General features: G+C 58.2%; 17 protein-coding genes. 13 read left to right on the top strand and 4 right to left on the bottom strand.

The window, feature by feature from the left end:
* The first annotated feature begins 599 nt into the window (after positions 1–599).
* The 7 genes from PSV26_RS21370 to PSV26_RS21340 all read left to right on the top strand — a co-directional run bounded on the left by PSV26_RS21370 (position 600) and on the right by PSV26_RS21340 (position 5,133).
* The gene (locus tag PSV26_RS21370; RefSeq protein WP_300573946.1) at positions 600–1,163 is read left to right on the top strand and encodes a hypothetical protein; all 564 of its coding nucleotides are present in this window, start codon (positions 600–602) and stop codon (positions 1,161–1,163) included.
* A gap of 164 nt (positions 1,164–1,327) precedes the next feature.
* The gene (locus PSV26_RS21365) at positions 1,328–1,717 is read left to right on the top strand and encodes a hypothetical protein (protein WP_300573943.1); all 390 of its coding nucleotides are present in this window, start codon (positions 1,328–1,330) and stop codon (positions 1,715–1,717) included.
* A 73-nt stretch (positions 1,718–1,790) separates the two neighbouring features.
* Positions 1,791–1,931, top strand: a complete 141-nt coding sequence (locus PSV26_RS21360; RefSeq protein ID WP_300573940.1) for a hypothetical protein — start codon at positions 1,791–1,793, stop codon at positions 1,929–1,931.
* 66 nt (positions 1,932–1,997) lie between these two features.
* Positions 1,998–2,486: a hypothetical protein gene (locus PSV26_RS21355; protein ID WP_300573937.1), complete on the top strand. Its 489-nt coding sequence runs from the start codon at positions 1,998–2,000 to the stop codon at positions 2,484–2,486.
* Positions 2,487–2,651: 165 nt separating this feature from the next.
* Complete coding sequence (locus tag PSV26_RS21350; RefSeq protein WP_300573934.1) at positions 2,652–3,632, top strand: DUF932 domain-containing protein; 981 nt, start codon at positions 2,652–2,654, stop codon at positions 3,630–3,632.
* 123 nt (positions 3,633–3,755) lie between these two features.
* Positions 3,756–4,460 carry a lambda-exonuclease family protein gene (locus PSV26_RS21345; protein ID WP_300573931.1) on the top strand — a complete coding sequence of 235 codons (705 nt, stop codon included), beginning with the start codon at positions 3,756–3,758 and terminating at the stop codon, positions 4,458–4,460.
* Complete coding sequence (locus tag PSV26_RS21340) at positions 4,447–5,133, top strand: hypothetical protein (protein ID WP_300573928.1); 687 nt, start codon at positions 4,447–4,449, stop codon at positions 5,131–5,133. Before PSV26_RS21345 ends, PSV26_RS21340 begins: the two co-directional genes overlap by 14 nt.
* Before the next feature lie 23 nt (positions 5,134–5,156).
* Here PSV26_RS21340 and PSV26_RS21335 read toward each other — a convergent pair whose 3' ends face one another.
* On the bottom strand, positions 5,157–5,462 hold the full coding sequence (locus PSV26_RS21335) for a helix-turn-helix transcriptional regulator (protein ID WP_300573925.1): 306 nt from the start codon (positions 5,460–5,462) through the stop codon (positions 5,157–5,159).
* A 257-nt stretch (positions 5,463–5,719) separates the two neighbouring features.
* Here PSV26_RS21335 and PSV26_RS21330 point away from each other — a divergent pair, with 257 nt between their 5' ends.
* The 6 genes from PSV26_RS21330 (at position 5,720) to PSV26_RS21305 (ending at position 13,202) form a co-directional block, all read left to right on the top strand.
* Positions 5,720–6,775, top strand: a complete 1,056-nt coding sequence (locus PSV26_RS21330; protein WP_300573922.1) for a hypothetical protein — start codon at positions 5,720–5,722, stop codon at positions 6,773–6,775.
* A gap of 523 nt (positions 6,776–7,298) precedes the next feature.
* Positions 7,299–8,453, top strand: coding sequence for an inovirus-type Gp2 protein (locus tag PSV26_RS21325; RefSeq protein ID WP_300573919.1), 1,155 nt, complete (start codon positions 7,299–7,301; stop codon positions 8,451–8,453).
* Between the two features lie 166 nt (positions 8,454–8,619).
* Complete coding sequence (locus PSV26_RS21320; RefSeq protein WP_300573916.1) at positions 8,620–9,438, top strand: hypothetical protein; 819 nt, start codon at positions 8,620–8,622, stop codon at positions 9,436–9,438.
* A gap of 579 nt (positions 9,439–10,017) precedes the next feature.
* Positions 10,018–11,577 (top strand): YfjI family protein, encoded by a 1,560-nt coding sequence (locus PSV26_RS21315; protein ID WP_300573913.1) that lies wholly within the window; start codon positions 10,018–10,020, stop codon positions 11,575–11,577.
* Between the two features lie 495 nt (positions 11,578–12,072).
* A complete protein-coding gene (locus PSV26_RS21310) occupies positions 12,073–13,041 on the top strand; it encodes an AMP-binding protein (protein ID WP_300573911.1) in 969 nt (322 codons plus the stop codon).
* A 20-nt stretch (positions 13,042–13,061) separates the two neighbouring features.
* Positions 13,062–13,202, top strand: a complete 141-nt coding sequence (locus PSV26_RS21305) for an MbcA/ParS/Xre antitoxin family protein (protein WP_300574313.1) — start codon at positions 13,062–13,064, stop codon at positions 13,200–13,202.
* On the opposite strand, the gene PSV26_RS21300 is transcribed toward PSV26_RS21305, so the two are convergent.
* The 3 genes from PSV26_RS21300 to PSV26_RS21290 all read right to left on the bottom strand — a co-directional run bounded on the left by PSV26_RS21300 (position 13,193) and on the right by PSV26_RS21290 (position 16,242).
* Positions 13,193–13,360 (bottom strand): hypothetical protein, encoded by a 168-nt coding sequence (locus PSV26_RS21300; RefSeq protein WP_300573908.1) that lies wholly within the window; start codon positions 13,358–13,360, stop codon positions 13,193–13,195. The two genes, PSV26_RS21305 and PSV26_RS21300, sit on opposite strands and share 10 nt — an antisense overlap.
* A 254-nt stretch (positions 13,361–13,614) precedes the next feature.
* On the bottom strand, positions 13,615–14,745 hold the full coding sequence (locus PSV26_RS21295) for a CaiB/BaiF CoA-transferase family protein (protein ID WP_300573905.1): 1,131 nt from the start codon (positions 14,743–14,745) through the stop codon (positions 13,615–13,617).
* Positions 14,746–14,751: 6 nt separating this feature from the next.
* Positions 14,752–16,242, bottom strand: coding sequence for a hypothetical protein (locus PSV26_RS21290; protein WP_300573903.1), 1,491 nt, complete (start codon positions 16,240–16,242; stop codon positions 14,752–14,754).
* Between the last annotated feature and the right edge of the window lie 23 nt (positions 16,243–16,265).

The following is a 16,265-nucleotide window of genomic DNA, read 5'->3' as shown; positions in this document are numbered from 1 at the left end:
TTTATATACAGTATATCGCCGCGATTTCAAGGTGCTGTTGTGCACGCGTGTGCACTCTCTTGCAAGCGCTTGCAATTCCAAAGTCATGCCATCCAGCGGCCCATTTCGCGGGCGCTCACAGTCCGTTTTGTGCGACCAGTGGTGGGTCAGCATTTGCCATTTATTGCGTGTTTTCGTAGGTACGCCAACGACAGATCCCAGATTTTTTTAGGCCCATATCACTGGTATGTATCAGAGAGCTTTGACTTATCTCTGACGGCAACTTCTCATTGTCATCCGACGGCTTGGTCCCGTGGTCTAAACCATCCGCAACGGCAAGTCCTCATTGCAGCCGCATTGACCGTTCGGGCTATGCCAGGACGCTAATCCATCGCGCGCCCCATTCGATTGAACCTTTCCCGAACTGGCCAACGGCCGGGTCGGGCTGTATGCCGCATCGCCTGGTCCCAGGTCACCCTTACTGCACGGACGCATGAGTGGCAAGACAAACCATGCTTTTCCCGGCGCGTAAAGCCTGTTTTCAGTGCGAAGCATCATCGTCTTCCGTTCATTTCGCAAAGGAAGCCGTCCCATCCTCAATTCACTCAAGGAGTAAACCCATGAATTTCAAGCCCTACGCGCCCCCCAACGAAGGCGCAGGCCTCCAGACCGTGGACCGCGATCTTTGCTGGCGCATCAACCCCAGAGGTCTGGTAACCCCAGCCGTTATTGGCGCAGTCTGCTGGGCGCGCAACAACTTCTCCATTTCGGATCGTCAACACCAGGCGGTACTTTCCGGCCTCGGCCTGGAGTACCACCAACTACCCGGCGGCGCCACCGTTTTGCAGCCCCAACTGCCATACCGCCTCCCTCCAGCAACTGACAAGGCGGCAGGCGATTACTTCAGCCTCACCAGCCCCCAGCTAACCTTGCATCACTACGACGCCGTCGAGGTGTATCCCTGCGTGGAAGGCGAGGACGGTATCGAGCGTTTTGAGGCCAATGAACATCCGGCGAATGCCCATCCGCATTTCTGGAGCGTCGCCCTGCACCTTGAAGTCGGGCACATCGAAACCATTGCCGACTTCCCACTGCAGGCGCAGGCCCAAACGTTCGGGACCGTGATGCGTGAACTGATCCGGAATGCGCGTACGGATCCAGGACTGAGCACCGTCCACCTCTAAAGGCTGACCCCGGTTCGGTATTTCCCTGTCGCACCGCAACGGTCGGCATTCTCTCTTTCCGTTTTCATTCCCGTTTCTTCCGAATCCGCACCACAACCGTCTGTGTCCCGCAGAGACCCAGTCATGTCCGAATTCATCCCAACCACCAACTTTGGAGACCCAATGTGAGATACGCCCCCCACCTCAGCCACCAGGAACTGGAACGTTACGCCTTTCTTGCCGATGACGGCCTGACAGCCGCACTGGCAGAAACAGCCGACGATCTTGAACAGCAGAACCTCGAATACTTCAACAGCCAGGATGCCCTCAAAACCCAAGCCTTCGAAGCCGGAAAGCTCGAAGGCCTGGGCGAGGACGTTCAGGCCGCCATCTCCGGGCTGACACAGGAGGCGGCTGCGTTGCGCGACCAACTCGCTAATGCCATTGCGTTGCTCGGCACCTGCCACGCCTGGCTACAAGGCGAGCAAACCAAAACCATCAAAGGCCGCCGTCAGGCAGCCTATGCCCTGGCCAACCAGATGGCCAGCCAGGGCATGGGTTACCCCCGGCACTGAGTCAGCACCCCTTTCCCCGTCCGCCTGCCGCCATTCATTCCGTATCCCCACCCCCACTTTTAAGCAAGGAATCATGCTCATCAACAGCTCTGCCCTCGAAACCCTGGCTGCCTTTGCGATCGCCTTCTTTGGCGGCATCGTCTGCGGCCTGGGCCTTGTCCGTTACGGACGCTACGTCCGCGAAGACGCGCGTCGCGGCTACACCGCCGCCTGATCTTCACTTCTCATTCCGCCTTCCACGCACTTTCCCCTCCATCAACCCACTTCCAGGTAAACCTCAATGAGCTACTTCCAATTCTTCAATCGCAGAACCAGGCCTTTGGCCTCCATCTGCCCCAACTGCAACCATGAGGACGGGCGCAACCGCAACCTGGCTCGTCGCGTAGGCGGGACCGTCGGTGGTATCGCCGGGACAGCGGCAGGCGTCGCCGGCATTCTGAGCGCGGCCCGCCTTGGCATGACGGTCGGTGCCATCGCCGGTCCGGTCGGCTCCGTGATGACGGGCCTCGCCGCGGCAACCCTGCGCGGCATCATCGGCGGCACCATTGGCTGCGAGATTGGCTCTTCGCTGGGCGGACTCATTGACCACCACGTCCTGGAGTCCGATCGGTGCAAGCACTGTGGCTTCCCGCATGGTCACGATGTCGCTTCTCCGCGACGCCTGAACCATTCGCCATGGCCCAACACACCCCATTACCCCACCGGGTCGGGTGACGACGACCTAGATCTTGACGACGATTTCCCCGATGGTCTGCCGCGTCCAGGCTGACCGAACTTGGCAAGTCAGCGCCTTGACTCAGGTCGCTTAGCACTTGCGTGAAGCGCCGGCTTTCCTGCCTTCCCCCCCCTTTTTCCTTCCCCCCAATCGCAGTCGTGTCTGAATCTGACTGACCGCAGAGGCCCAGTCACGCCTGAAATTTATGAAAGCAATCTCATGGCTCATCATCTTGAACAAATGGCCTACGTCGGAGGCACCCCTTGGCACGCCCTCGGCAGCCGCCTGCCCGCCAAACAACCTCTTGAGGTCTGGGCGCAGAAAGCCGGCATGGACTGGAAGATCTGCGAAACGCCTGTCCGCTTCGTTGCTGCTGGAAAGCAAACCGAATCAGAAGGCCAAGGCAACATGCTGGCCTTCGAGGACCAGAAAGTCCTCTACCGCAGCGACAACCACAAAGCCCTGTCCGTCGTCTCGAAGCGGTACAAGGTCGTCCAGCCCCGCGCCGTCCTAGAGTTCTACAGGGATCTGACGCACGCTTCCGGTTATGAGCTGGAGACCGCAGGGGTGCTTAAGGAAGGGCGTAAGTTCTGGGCGCTGGCCCGCACCGGCAAGGAGACCAAGCTCCGGGGCAACGATCTGGTCCAGGGTTACATCCTGCTGGCCACATCCTGCGACGGCACCTTGGCCACTGTCGCCACACACACCACCGTGCGTGTCGTGTGCGCCAACACCCTGGCCGTCGCCCTGGACAACGCCCGGGGCGCCGTCAAGGTACCCCATAGCACCACTTTCGATCCGGCCCAGGTCAAGTCCCAGCTCGGCATTGCCGTCTCCCAGTGGGACGGCTTCATGGCTCGCATGAAGGAGTTGACTGACTGCAAGGTCAACGATGCTGCCGCAGAGAAGTTCCTGCGCAAGCTGATCTGCCAGACCGATGCGCCCGTCAGTGCAAACGAACGCCTCAGCCAGGCCCGGGCCCTCAAGACCGTCCAGAGCCTCTTCGCCGGGGAGGGACGGGGCGCAGACCTGACGTCGGCCAAAGGCACGGCGTGGGGCCTGCTCAATGCGGTGACGCAGTTTGTGGATCACGAGCGGCGGGCCCGCAGCCAGGACTACCGCCTGGATTCTGCATGGTTTGGCGCAGGCGCCCTGCTCAAAGAGAGGGCGCTTGGGCAGGCTTTGGCACTGGTCGATTGACCACCGGCTTCGGCAACGTCTTCGCGTTGCTCGGGGCTTCCTCGTCACGTCATAGCCCCCGCCCGAGCAGTCGGACGGGGGCTTCTTATTTGAGAAAAAACAATTCAACTTCAAGGAGTTCACATGCGCAACACATTTGCGACTGTACGGCCCGAGCGGGCAAGACCTGCCCTGGAACTGGTCAATACAAGTCAACCCGCTCTTGTTGAGCAGGTGGTGACTGGGCAGGCAGGGATCACCGCGTCGGAGGCCGCCGCAGCCGTGGGCTGCGATCCCACCAGGTCCGCCATGGCCCTCTGGCGCCAGAAGACAGGGCGACAGCTCGAGCATTCCGATCCAGCCCCACAGGATGAAACCCACCCTGGCTACTGGAAGACTCTGCTGGAGCCGCTGCTTGCAGCGGTGTACACCAAGCGGACCGGCCATCGCCTCAAACGGGTAAACACTGTTGTGTGCCATCCCAGCCATCCCTGGATGCAGGCCCACATGGGCTGGGAAGTCATGGACACGTCAGGAGCACAGATCCTTCAATGCCTGAGCGTCGGGGAAAACGAGATGCCTTGGTGGAGGGATGGCGTACCGGCACACATGCGGCTCAACGTCCAGCACATGTTGGCAGTCACGGGTGCCTCTGCTGCTGACATGGCCGTGTTGATGTGCGGCCAGGAGTTGCAGATCCACCGGGTGGAGCGCGACGAGCCCCTGATCAAGCAGCTGATTCTGCGGGAGCGCCACTTCTGGCGTTATGTCGAGTTGAACGAGCCGCCTCCAGGCGCTCTGGTTACACCACGACTTACAGGGCTATGCGGTGGACATGGCCCATCTTGAACACTTGTTTGCCGCCGGACTGCGCTTTGATACCGAGATTCAGTACATGGCCCGCCAGGGTGAAACGCTGGTGTACGAGAACCTGCCGATCGGTCAGTTTGACTGTGCCTCAACCTGCGCGCTGTCCAGCCTGACGCAATGCATCGCAGTTCTTGACCAGCTTCCCGTGAGGGATGTCAAAAATCTAAGCCGAGCTGCTCGGAGACTCTGGAGCCAACGCCACCAGCCCCGGGAGCGCCAAGAGCAGGGCGAGGTGACCCCGGATAGCTTGATGACGATCATCGAGGCCCTCTGCACAGCCCGTGCGGAGGTGCACCTGTCCGGTAGTGGTGACGATCTGGGAATGGTCGCCCACCGCGCGCTGAGGGCAGGGCAGGTCGGTCTGTTGCAGTTCGAATCAGCCCGGTCCAGCCGGTGGGCGATGGTGACAGGCGTGGAGCTGGACCGCAAGGCTGAGGCGTCTGGGATGAAAAGTCAAAGCCGGGCACTGCTGTTGCTCGATTCCAGCGCAAGCCGCCCTTGGGCTTGCGCGCACAACGTCAGGGTCGAACTGCAGGCTGCGGCCGGCAAGGCGGTGCGAGCCAGTCCCGGTTTCCCGCTCAATTGCCGGCACCTGACGGGGGAAGCCTGTGCGGTGCGTCTACTCTGTCTGATTGTGATGCGCGCAGCATAGGACTGGCTGCAGCAACTGTCGCCTCAGCGTTTCCTGACCGGATAGGGCCGGGCGGTGCGCGGTGCGCGGGTCACCGTGACGTCCAGCCCCCGCTCCCGAGCCAGGTCGGGGTTCAGAAGCTCCCCGGCCGGTGTTCCAAGGGCCTTAGCCAGCAATTCGATGTTGTCGATCGAGATGTTGCGCAGGCCGCGTTCCAGCGTGCCCACAAAGGTGCGATCCAGTTCGGCCTCATCGGCCAGGCGTTCCTGGGACATTCCGGCATCAATGCGGACCAGGCGGACATTTCGGGCAAACACCAAGCGAAGGGAGGGGGCAGGGGCTTTGGGCATGCCGTCTATCCTCCAGATATGAGGTATTTGATACCACGGTGTTTGAAGCTCTTTAAAATTCGGAATTGGGGCTTGCCGGGCTGTTGAATCCGGCCATTTTTAAAAATCAGATATGCACTGTCGTCAAAAAAGGAGATTCAAAAGCATCTTTATAGATGCTTGACACAAGCGAACTCGGTCTGGCCGGCTCCCGGAGCCGGTCAATTGCGGGTTGGGAGAAGCCTCATAGGCAAACAAACACACTAGGAAAAAAACACATGAAATCAATTCAGCTACACAAAATCCTTGCATCCATCCTCGCCTGCCTGACCTTGATGGCATGCACCGACGCCAGCATCACCGAGGTCAAGAAGGCGTCTGTCGCAGAGAGTGACTACACATTTGGGGAAATCTTTGACAACGCCAAAGGTTGCAAAACCACAGAGTGGGATAGCCAGGAGGAAAACGGGCGGGCAGTGGTCCGCTATACCTGCACGGTCGACACGCCCCAGGCAATGGTGGACTTTGCAGAAAGGGACAACACCAACAAGGTCAAGGCGTTGAGCAAGTCACTCGACGACGGGTGGCAGCGAACGCTCAAAAACCTGGAATCCCGTAAAGAGACCGTCTTGGGTGCGGCTGCGCAGGCCCGGAAATACAACGACACCAAACTCAGCGAAGGTCAAAGTCAGTTGCAGGTTGCCCAAGCCAAACTGAACCAAGCGTTGGCCAGCACACCCCAAAACTACATTGGCTATGGAGCGAGCGGCTACACACCGCAACTGCTAGCAGAGGGTAGGGAGCGCAAGCAATTGGCTATTGACCGGGCTGAAAGGGAGGTGGGGATGGCGCAGCGCAGGATCGCGGAAGCAACCGAGAACCAGAATGATCCTGGCTATGCCCACAATCAGTTTTCTTCACAGCGCGGCCAGCGAAGTGCTGAGGAGTATCAGCAGATGATCGACGGCATGCTGTTCTGGAAAGACCGCTATTACGCGGCCATCGCCGAGCTCGAAACGCGGGAGATGAGCCGGGCACAGGAATTCCTGCGGGCGGCAACAGATCGCCAGCTGCAGATGAAGGTGGCTTTTCTTGTCAGGAAGAAGTCGCCCGTGGACATTGGGTCAGCGACCTGGACCTATGACGGGCAGGATGCGGGGCCGGTCAACTTGATGTTCTTGGGAGCCAGTTTGCTGAATCCAAAGAGTTTTGAGGAGGTTCTGAGCCTCGCGCGAAAAGCCCGTCTGAAGCGCGAAATTGACAGTCGCGCGGCAATCAACTCCTTTCCGATTGTTTGCAATGAGAACATTTCCGCTGGTTGCGAGCTCAGATAAATTGCTCTTGCACGGCAAACAAGGTCAGCTACGGTCATTCGCAGCTTCCTCGCGTGAGTGAACGCATCATGCCGTCTAGCTGCAGAGAAGGTCGCAAAGCCGATCTCTGCAGCTAATTTTTTTGCATTTAACACTATTCCCCAAACCGGGGACTGCTAATAGCGGAACCCCTCTTGCAGGTCGCTTTGGAGGCGCTTTTTGAATGCCAGCATGGCCAATCCTAATGATCAGCGTTTCCGAACTTACTCATCGTTAAAGCGGAGCCGACTCGAGGAAGCACCGCTTAGCTGTGGAGCTAAAACGCCAGCATCCGTTACACGCGTCAAATCAAGCAAATCTCAGGACTTTTGGCGACAGCGGGCCGACCTTGCCCGGGCAGCTACCCGAAACATTACCAACATCACTATAACTATTGCAAATCACCATCCTATGGAAATGAATTGGCTACGACCAACTCGGTCGTACCGTTGTACTTAAAACGCCAAGGTGGAGCATAGTAAAAATGAGACGAAGCAAAGATGACATGCAGCAGAACGATCAAGAGCAGCATGAGGAAAACCGACTTGATGGCCTTGGAGCAATGGCGCTACGTGAACGGAACTACCATTTGGATAATGGACAACGCGTTCGCACCGACGATCATGATCGAGCCATTTCTCAACTTCACCAAGTAGCAAAGGAGATCTTACGGGCAGGCTATCCGCTGTTCAGCATTGAGCACGATCCGCGACGCGGCAGCTGGGTGCGTCGTTCGCCTTTAGGCGCAAGACTGTTGCGCGTGTTCACCACAAACTTTGATCGCGCCCAGATGGACTACCCGCTGCACAAATTCTCGCCAGTGATGATGGTATTCATGAAATTTCGTCATCTGATACCTTTCAACCCGGCTTCCTACTTTGACCTCCTGATGCCAAGGCATGCTGCAGAACAGATTTTCGAAGTAGCCGTTAGGGCGCTGGGGCTCTTGCAGCGAATGCTTCGCAGGTCCTACCTAAGGCGACTTCACAATAACTTTCGCCGTAAAGCAATCGACAACTTCAATGGACTGATCGATTCCATCGACGCGCTATCACAACGCCGAGTGAGCGTGACGGCGCTTCGGTTTGACTTGTATTACCGTAGGGCGGGCTCACTTCCGGTGAAATTCGGCGACCAGCCCGATGTTCAGATCCTTGATGAGTTAATGAGTCTCCGAGAGCGTTTCCACCGCTCTCTCGATCGTCGCTTTGGTGGAGAGTTACTGGGATATGCGTGGGTGCTTGAATTTGGAAGGGAACGCGGATTTCACTTCCATTACCTCGTGTTCTTAAAACACGGAGTTCCTGGCGATGATGTGAGCCTGGTCGAGTCGTTGGAAACGAAATGGAAAGAACTGACGAGTGGACGGGGTGAATTCGACAACGTGAATTCAAGAAGAAGAGGGTTCAGGTACCCAGCCGTGGGCCGCATACGTTTAGACGACCCCCAGGCTGTCACTGGTCTTCAATTTCTTGTGAGTTATATGACACTGGCTCCATTGTTCGTGAAGCTCGATATTCAGGACCGGTATGACACGTTTGCCAAGGGCCGATTTTCAGCACCTTCTGATAAATCGGGGCGCTCGAAACTCCGGCCATCAAAATCGCGCATCAAGATCTCGGTAGACGAGGCAGTGGCCAGTCGACTCACGTTCATTTGAGAAATTTACCTGAGGAAGTCCCCGCTTTGTGAGCCGGCGAGCGGAGCCAGTCATGTGTTCTCTAAGCTGAAAAGTTGCGTTGAGCGGAATCATCGGGAGCGCCCACGAGCGCGTGCAAAGCGGTTTTACAATTGCATCCAAATTTAACAAAGGAGGACGGTGCCATATGTCAAATTCGACATCAAATGAATTGCAGGAACGCGAGCGGATCAATGCAACTTTCAAAAGCTTTACAGGCCTTGATTCCTGGACGCCGGCAATGGGAGCGCTGCTCGTTTCCGGCCTCGTTCCCGCTGGACGCCCTCATGGCATCCCGGTCGGCGCTGGCGCCATTTGTTCCGTACGTAACCTTGCGGTGGCTGCCAATGAAGAAGAGATTAAGTGGGCTCGCAAGGTACTTGAGAATTGGCTTGACGGTAATGTGGACGATGATGACGAGGCATCCAGAATTCAAGCTTTAAAGGCCGAAATCAAGCCTTCCGAGTTTCTTCTCTGGGCTATGGAGGATTACGACGGTTCCCCAGCCTTTTTGACACCACCCTGGCTCGATTACTTACTGGCACTTTTGGAGTGGAAGCATCAGGACAATGTTCCGTTGCCCGCACCTAGTAGCTTAGTGACTCGCGCCGCGGCACTCGAGAAGCTGGTGCCACTTAACAGCATTGGGAGCACTCCGACAAAGTCGATACCCCAGACTGTGTCCTCCGACGACGCCACGTATGTTGAACAATTGAGCGCCTCCTTACGTCGCACCGTCGAGCCGGTCCTTGCCAAGCGAATAATCGAAGCACTGGGTCGCTCCGAAAATCCGCGGGTACTGAAGTCAGTATGGACTCAGCTGTGCAAGATGGCTGAGAGCAAAAAATATGATGACCTGAAATTCGATGGCGAAGGCGAAATTTCAATACCGGCGGCTGGAAAGATGTGGAAACGTTATACGAGAGATGCACTTCGTCAGTGTCTAAGGAAACACAGACCAAAGTAGTTTGAAGCCGGCCACTCTATGGTGGTTTGTAGAGGGTGTTCCACACGCTCAGGCACGCTCACCCGCGCTCAGGCCCGCTCTTTCGCGCTCGGGCACGCTCACCCGCGCTTCGATGCACCCAAATGCCCTCAGTTCGTAGCAAATTCGGGTCACGTGATCGGCGTGGATGGGAGTGCTCAATTTTCGGGTTTCTATCTTGACTGCGCTCGGCACGAACTTAGTTCAACCCAATCGGAGTCGTGATGAAATCCACACCTGCACCGGAAACCTTTTCCGCAAGCAACTATTGCCTTTCAACTGCAGAGTTTGCGAAGCGCAACCTCGTAAAGCCCCAGACTGTACGTAAACAGCATTCCGCCACCGGATCGTACTTTGGCGTGCGCCCGTTGCCCCTTCCAAACCGTAAGTTGTTGTGGCCCGATGACTCAATCCAGCACCTTGTAGCCAAGAAGCTCCCAAGGAGCGCAGCATGAGCGCGCGGGTCATCCTTAGTCCCCATGGAGACCTCGACGCTCCACAATTGCGCGGATATGCACCAGTTTTTATAACAGGTGGTAAGTCCACGGTAGGCGTGTGATCATGACTGAAAAACCATTTGATCCACCCTTCCCAAAAGACGCGCTGATGGACGTAGTTGGAGGCGCAGCGCACTTTATCAATCTCACGACTCAAGCACCATTCGCACTGAGTGCTTGCTCGGTTTTGGCTGGTTGCTCAGTAGCTTGTCAGACTTTTACTAACGTTCGATGGAAGGTTCGCATTTCGCCAACCAGCTTGTACATCATCAGTGAAGGAGTCACTGGGGAACGTAAAAGCGCCAACGATACGCTTGCAAATGTCCCGCATCGAAAATTTGAAGCCGAGCAGAAGCTGCTTTCTGCCGCAGCTGCGTCCACATATTCAACAGATATCGAAATTTGGGAACAGAAGGTCAAGCAGCTCAAGCACATGATTGCCAAGAACTTTGTGAAGGAACGGTGCACCGCCGACGATGAAGCGCGCATGGCGAGCCTCGTTGCGGAAAAGCCGCAGAAAGGAAAATTCCCTGATTTTTATCTTGAGAACGTGACACCACAAGCGTTGGCCCATCACCTTGGATGTGTGTATCCTTACGCCGCTGTAATGTCCGACGAGGGGGCGACAGTGTTTGCCGGCGGTGCGATGCGCGACGTCGGCCTCCTCAACAAGCTTTGGGAGTTGGGTGTTTGGAGGTCGCATCGCATTACTCGAGACCCAATTGAGTTGCACCGCGCTCACCTCACACTGTATTTTCAGGTTCAGCCCGACATCCTGAATGAGGCTCTCAAAAGTCACGGAACGCGATTTCACAGCAGCGGATTGTCCAGCCGGTGTCTGTTCGTATCGCCCGCTTCGGAGCAGGGCAACAGGTTTCCGACGTTTGAAGAGGTTGACCCTGGAGACATCGAGCCCTATTACAAGCGGATTCATGAACTGCTGGACCGGTGCGCCGGACCGATCCCTCCAGAGCCTGGAGAAGTTGGTCTAAGTAAAGCTGCGGCCGATTTGCTGACCTGGTTTCAGTATGAAATTGAGAAGGAGCTGGGCGAAGGAAAGCGGTTTTTTGCCATGCGTGGCCCGGCATCCAAAATAACTGAAAACTGTGTCAGGCTCGCCGCTATCTTGCACACGATGGAAAAACGGGATGGGTTGATCGGAGTTGATGTATTGAGGAATGCGATCAAACTCGCCGCGTGGTTTCTCAATCAATATCGAATGCGGTTTTGCCCCCTGTCGCAGCTTGAACTGGACATGATCGCACTTGATGACTTCATTACAGACAAAGTCGCCCCACGATTTTCGAAGGACAAGACGGTTCCCGGTCCCTATCTGTGCCGCCACGGTCCTCATCGTCTCCGGCCGGTCGAGCGTATGTGGGGTGTTGTGAAGGCTCTTGAGGCGCGGGGTAAGGTGCGTGTTTGGGGCCAAAAAGGTGGCGCGTGGCACGTTGACTTGGTCGATTGGTTTCCACTTGGCCCCAACGCGACGGCGAATATCGGCGATGCATCTCGCACGATTGTTGACAATTGGGAACGAAGGCTAGTGCGTCAACCTACCCCACCCTCTTCGCCGATTCCGTCCGAAGGGTACGAACTCTGGCCTGGATTATTTTTGCAGTAAGTCCGCATCCCTGCTATTTTGCTATTCAGTAGCAAAATAGCAGCGGACGAGGTTGACAATAAAAATTCCCAATGCTTTCAGTTGCCTGAGTCGCCGATGAATTAACGTTCTGAGATGCTGTCGACGTTTGATTTTTTGGTTAAAGACACTTACGCCTGAGTAAGTATTTGATGGGCAACGCACTCGCGAAGACTTGGAGGGGAGAGATTAAATCCTCTATTCTTGCCTTGCCTTGCCTTGCCTTGCCTTGCCTTGCCTTGCCTTGCCTTGCCTCCACTCAGCCGTTAAAAAAAAGCAGAAAACCAACGCCAAAATTCGGCCTGGCTGGAAAGGAAACTGTTTCCCGATCTACTCGGGCACCTGATCTTTCAGCTCGTGCGATTCAGCCAGTCATTCTGAACATCATTGCAATGGGCAAACCGGATTGCGGGCGGTAGATTCACTGGAATGGACCCCGCATTTGTACCCAGCCGCGCGCGCGCCGACGATGAAAGCATGCACCAAGAAGATGCGCCGATCGGCGAGCGCACTCTTGCATCCCTGTTGCAGCGAATGGCGTCAATTCAGCCCGCTCATCCTGCGGTTCGGGGAAATTTCGGTGAAGTTTCATACCAGCAACTCGTCTTACGCGCATCGCACATAGCCCGCGGACTGACGGATATGGGAGTCGCCAGGGACGAGCCCGTTCTGTTAATGGTCGGTAATACGATTGAACATGTCCTAGCATGGCTCGGCATCAGTTTTTGTGGAGCAGTTGAAGTACCCGTCAACCCGGCGTTTGTGGGAAATTTCCTGACGCACGTCATCAATGATTCGGGCGCCAGCACGATGGTCACCGATCCTGAATTCCTGCCCCGTCTTCAGGAGGTTGCCGACAGGACCCCGCGGTTGAAGCACATAGTCGACACCACCGGGCAGGGCGGTAATGCGAGCCTGCGAACGCTGGAAAAATCTTGCGGAGAACCCCTCATCGTTGACAGGAAGCCCTGGGATCTCATCGCCATCATGTACAGGTCCGGCACCACCGGGCCGGCCAAGGGCGTTCGTATTACGCATGCGCATGCCTACAAGCACTGTCTGCCTGGTGGAACGGACGGGCCGTCGAGCCGGGACGTCGTGCTTGTCGGCCTTCCTCTGTTCCACATTGGCGGGCAGTGGGCCGGTGTTTATCAGGCTTGGATTGCGGGAGCGACGGCCGCGCTGCTCGAACGATTTTCTGCCTCCCGGTTCTGGCACGACGCGGCACAACTCCAGGCAACCTACACGACGTTGCTGGGCGCGCAGGCCAGCTTTCTCATGGCGCAACCGGTCCAGGCAGCGGACACTGCGCATGCGATCCGAAGGGTAAGCATGTTGCCCTTGGTTGCGGACCTGCAAAAGTTTCGGGAGCGCTTCGGCATTGACGGCGTGCGCACCGGCTACGGCATGAGCGAAGCCTCCAGCCCCATCGGGGCCGCGCCCTAGCTGTTGAGGAGCTCGGAAGCATCGCGGCTGCCGAGCAGTGGTTGATGACCCCCGCGATGGGCTTGGACCAGCGTAGACCCGTTGATCTCATGCAAACGATAGATGGCATCGCGCAGGTCACTCAACTTTTGTTACGCATGCGTTATGGGGTCTACGCTTGAATCCGTCGCTTGGGAAACTCGTCGATGTAAAAAAACATCGAACGGACCACCTCGAAGAACCGCTGGGGTTTACCCCCGTGGCCTCGCACAACAAGCAGCTTGAGAGCGCGCAACAGCGCAGCGATCGCCGTTTGCTCGTCGCGGATGATCTGGATCAAGAACCGGACTGCTGTGGTGGCCCACCAATATCCAACAGCACATGTCCCATCATCTTGCCGCTTTCGACAATGTCCAGTGCCTCCGCGCTTTGCCCCCAGCGGCAGGCGCAGCGCCACTGTGTGATGCCGGCGCTGCGAGCGAAGCAGCGAGTGCATCTAGGCAGGCGCGGCCTCACCGTCGGCCAGCGGAACACCGCTCCAAAGTGAAGCGAAACTAATGAAGGTGCGTCCGCACTGCCGCTGCTGGTTGGACATCATCCCTGCAGCCAAGCCTCGACCAGCTGTTGTGGTGTAACCTCCGCTTCCGCAAAAGGCCCCTGAACAGCCGACGGCGTGCGCGAGAATCTAGGCGCGGGGGCAGGCTGCTGCACGCCCGCCACCTCGACAAAGCCGCCACGCGCACGCAGGTGCGGATGTTCCGCTGCCTCCCCCAAGGTCAGTACCGGTGCAAAACAGATATCTGTGCCTTCGAGTTGATCGCACCATTGAGCGCGGCTGCGCGTGCGAAAGATCGCGGCCATGGCATCGCGCAGTGCATGCCAGCGGGTGCGGTCGTTCTGCGCATCCCACAGGGCGGGTGGCAGGTCGATCATGCGGCACATCAGCGCGAAGAACTTGGGCTCGATGGGCCCGATGGAGACGTACTGCGCGTCCGATGTCTCGTACGTGGTGTAGTACGGCGCACCGCCATCCAGCATGTTGCTGCCACGCCGATCCTCGTAGAGGCCGCGCAGCCGGTGCGACTGGTTGTTGCTCATGAGCGAGAGAGCGCCGTCGCAGATGGCGGCGTCCACCACCTGTCCGCGTCCGCTCGCACGCGCTTCCAGCAACGCCGCAAGCAGGCCCATCACCAGATAGAGGCTGCCGCCGCCGTAGTCGCCCACAAGATTGAGCGGTGGCACCGGCCCGCGCCCGGATTCGCCAATGGCAGCCAGTGCGCCGGTGATCGCGATGTAGTTGATGTCATGGCCTGCGGCCAGGGCCAGTGGCCCGTCCTGCCCCCAACCGGTCATGCGGCCGTATATCAGGCGCGGGTTTCGATAGGCCACCGCCTGCGGGCTCAGGCCCAGCCGCTCCATCACGCCGGGGCGAAAGCCTTCCACCAGCATGTCAGCATGGGCCAGGATGTCGAGCACCTGGGCAATGGACCGTGGATCTTTCAGGTCCAGCAGCACGGTCTTGCGGCCTCGCCCCGTAATGTCGCGCGGGTCGGTCTGCGGAGCGCCGGGCCGGTCGATTCTTATCACCTCTGCCCCCATGTCCGACAGTAGCATGCAGGCAAAAGGGCCCGGCCCCAGGCCAGAGAACTCGACGACGCGCACGCCGCGCAGCGGACCTGAGGCCCCGTTGGAGAGGGACGAAGAGGGATTCGATGAAGAAGTCATATCAGTTCAGGGGAGGGAAATGAAGCGGCTCATTCCGCCCAGAAGAAGCGAAGAGACCAGCACGGCTAGCGTGACGTAAACCAGATTCGCCCGCAGGCTGATCACGAGGATGGGAATGCCGGAGTAGCGGCTGGCCATCAGGCTGAGCACCGAGAACGGGGTGACGATAATGGCCAGCCCCCAGCCGGTGAGCACGGCGCACAAGTGCGCGCCCACCGGCAAACCCAGCAATTGCGGGGAGAAACTGGAGCCGATCAGCACAGCACTGAGCATGGGGTGGATGGCGGTGGCTGACAGCAACACTATGGCTGCCGAGATGAACAGACTGCCCAGAATGGGCGAGCCCGCCACCCATTGGCCGACGGTGCCAGTCCAGGCCGGGGGAATCGCACTGGCAATAACGGTCCCGGCGCACCCGGAGGCAAAGAACATCATCACCTCGCCCACCATGACCTTGAAGCCCAGGAAATCCTTGCCCAGCATGCGCGAGCCTTCTGTCAGGCGTCGGTGGCCGGGCGAAGCCAGCGCCACGCTCAACAGCCAGGCCGCCACAGGCGCACTGGCAATGATCACGGCCGAGATAGGCAGTGCCAACTGGCGGCTTGCGAGCACCATGAAGCCCAGAAAGCACAACATGACAGCCACCACCGGCAATGCCTGCCGAAGCAGTGGTCCCACGCGCTGCACCTGCGGCCCGCCCCCGGCGGGGTCAGCGGGGCTGTCGCTGCCAGGGATACACGGGCGCTCGACACGGTCGAGCAGCAGCCCCAGCCCCATCAGCAGGGCAGACACGGCCAGAACATAGGGCAACACGCCCACCCAGTCCGGCCCGCCATAAAGCGCCAGCGCAATGCTCATGTTGCTGTAGATTGGGCTCCACAGGCTCACGGCCGCATAGCCGCGCGCAATGGCGGAGAACGCCGAAACCTTTTGCGCGTCGGTCATGTCGGCCTCGCGCGCGGCCATCTCCATCATCATCGCAATACCCGCCAGACCCAGGAGCCCGCCAAAGAACTGGCTGGCCACCGTGAGGCCCAGGTAGCGGCGGTGCTGCGGCAACTGGTAAAGGCCACCAACCACCTCTCGAACACGGACGATGCGCAGTGCCACGCGCGACAGCAGGTTCACCGTCACCAGCAGCGATGCGATCAACCCGCCAATGCGGATACCCCGCTGTAGCGCCTGCCAGGGGGCATCGATCATGGGCAGCAGGCCCACGGTGATGACCGCCAGTACCAACGAGGTGCGGCGCACGGCGGCAGGGGCATGCCTTCCTTCCAACGCGATGAACAGGGCGCTGACGGTTGCCAGCGCCCATAGGGGCCAGTACCACCCCCCTTTCGCATCCAACAGCGTGAGCACCGGAATGAGCACCATCAGCAAAGGCACCAGCCACTCGCGAACAGCGGCCCCCGTGCGAGCGCGGCCAAGGGGGACGGCTAGCGTTCCACCAGACAGCCCGGGCTCGGGATTGCAAAGCCGTTTGTCTTTTTTCATGCCGTTACTATACAATTATTGGA

Origin of the sequence: Polaromonas sp., from assembly GCF_029945685.1 — a bacterium.
Classification (GTDB): domain Bacteria; phylum Pseudomonadota; class Gammaproteobacteria; order Burkholderiales; family Burkholderiaceae_C; genus Polaromonas.
The sequence above is the reverse complement of the archived record's forward strand: the minus strand, read 5'-3'. Positions and strand labels throughout refer to the sequence as shown.

What these genes read in the sequence shown, in the direction of transcription:
- PSV26_RS21370 (WP_300573946.1), top strand. Translation starts at nt 600, where the DNA reads ATGAATTTCAAGCCCTACGCGCCCCCCAACGAAGGCGCAGGCCTCCAG.
- PSV26_RS21360 (WP_300573940.1), top strand. Translation starts at nt 1,791, where the DNA reads ATGCTCATCAACAGCTCTGCCCTCGAAACCCTGGCTGCCTTTGCGATC.
- PSV26_RS21355 (WP_300573937.1), top strand. Translation starts at nt 1,998, where the DNA reads ATGAGCTACTTCCAATTCTTCAATCGCAGAACCAGGCCTTTGGCCTCC.
- PSV26_RS21350 (WP_300573934.1), top strand. Translation starts at nt 2,652, where the DNA reads ATGGCTCATCATCTTGAACAAATGGCCTACGTCGGAGGCACCCCTTGG.
- PSV26_RS21345 (WP_300573931.1), top strand. Translation starts at nt 3,756, where the DNA reads ATGCGCAACACATTTGCGACTGTACGGCCCGAGCGGGCAAGACCTGCC.
- PSV26_RS21340 (WP_300573928.1), top strand. Translation starts at nt 4,447, where the DNA reads ATGGCCCATCTTGAACACTTGTTTGCCGCCGGACTGCGCTTTGATACC.
- PSV26_RS21335 (WP_300573925.1), bottom strand. Translation starts at nt 5,462, where the DNA reads ATGCCCAAAGCCCCTGCCCCCTCCCTTCGCTTGGTGTTTGCCCGAAAT.
- PSV26_RS21330 (WP_300573922.1), top strand. Translation starts at nt 5,720, where the DNA reads ATGAAATCAATTCAGCTACACAAAATCCTTGCATCCATCCTCGCCTGC.
- PSV26_RS21325 (WP_300573919.1), top strand. Translation starts at nt 7,299, where the DNA reads ATGCAGCAGAACGATCAAGAGCAGCATGAGGAAAACCGACTTGATGGC.
- PSV26_RS21320 (WP_300573916.1), top strand. Translation starts at nt 8,620, where the DNA reads ATGTCAAATTCGACATCAAATGAATTGCAGGAACGCGAGCGGATCAAT.
- PSV26_RS21315 (WP_300573913.1), top strand. Translation starts at nt 10,018, where the DNA reads ATGACTGAAAAACCATTTGATCCACCCTTCCCAAAAGACGCGCTGATG.
- PSV26_RS21310 (WP_300573911.1), top strand. Translation starts at nt 12,073, where the DNA reads ATGCACCAAGAAGATGCGCCGATCGGCGAGCGCACTCTTGCATCCCTG.
- PSV26_RS21295 (WP_300573905.1), bottom strand. Translation starts at nt 14,745, where the DNA reads ATGACTTCTTCATCGAATCCCTCTTCGTCCCTCTCCAACGGGGCCTCA.
- PSV26_RS21290 (WP_300573903.1), bottom strand. Translation starts at nt 16,242, where the DNA reads ATGAAAAAAGACAAACGGCTTTGCAATCCCGAGCCCGGGCTGTCTGGT.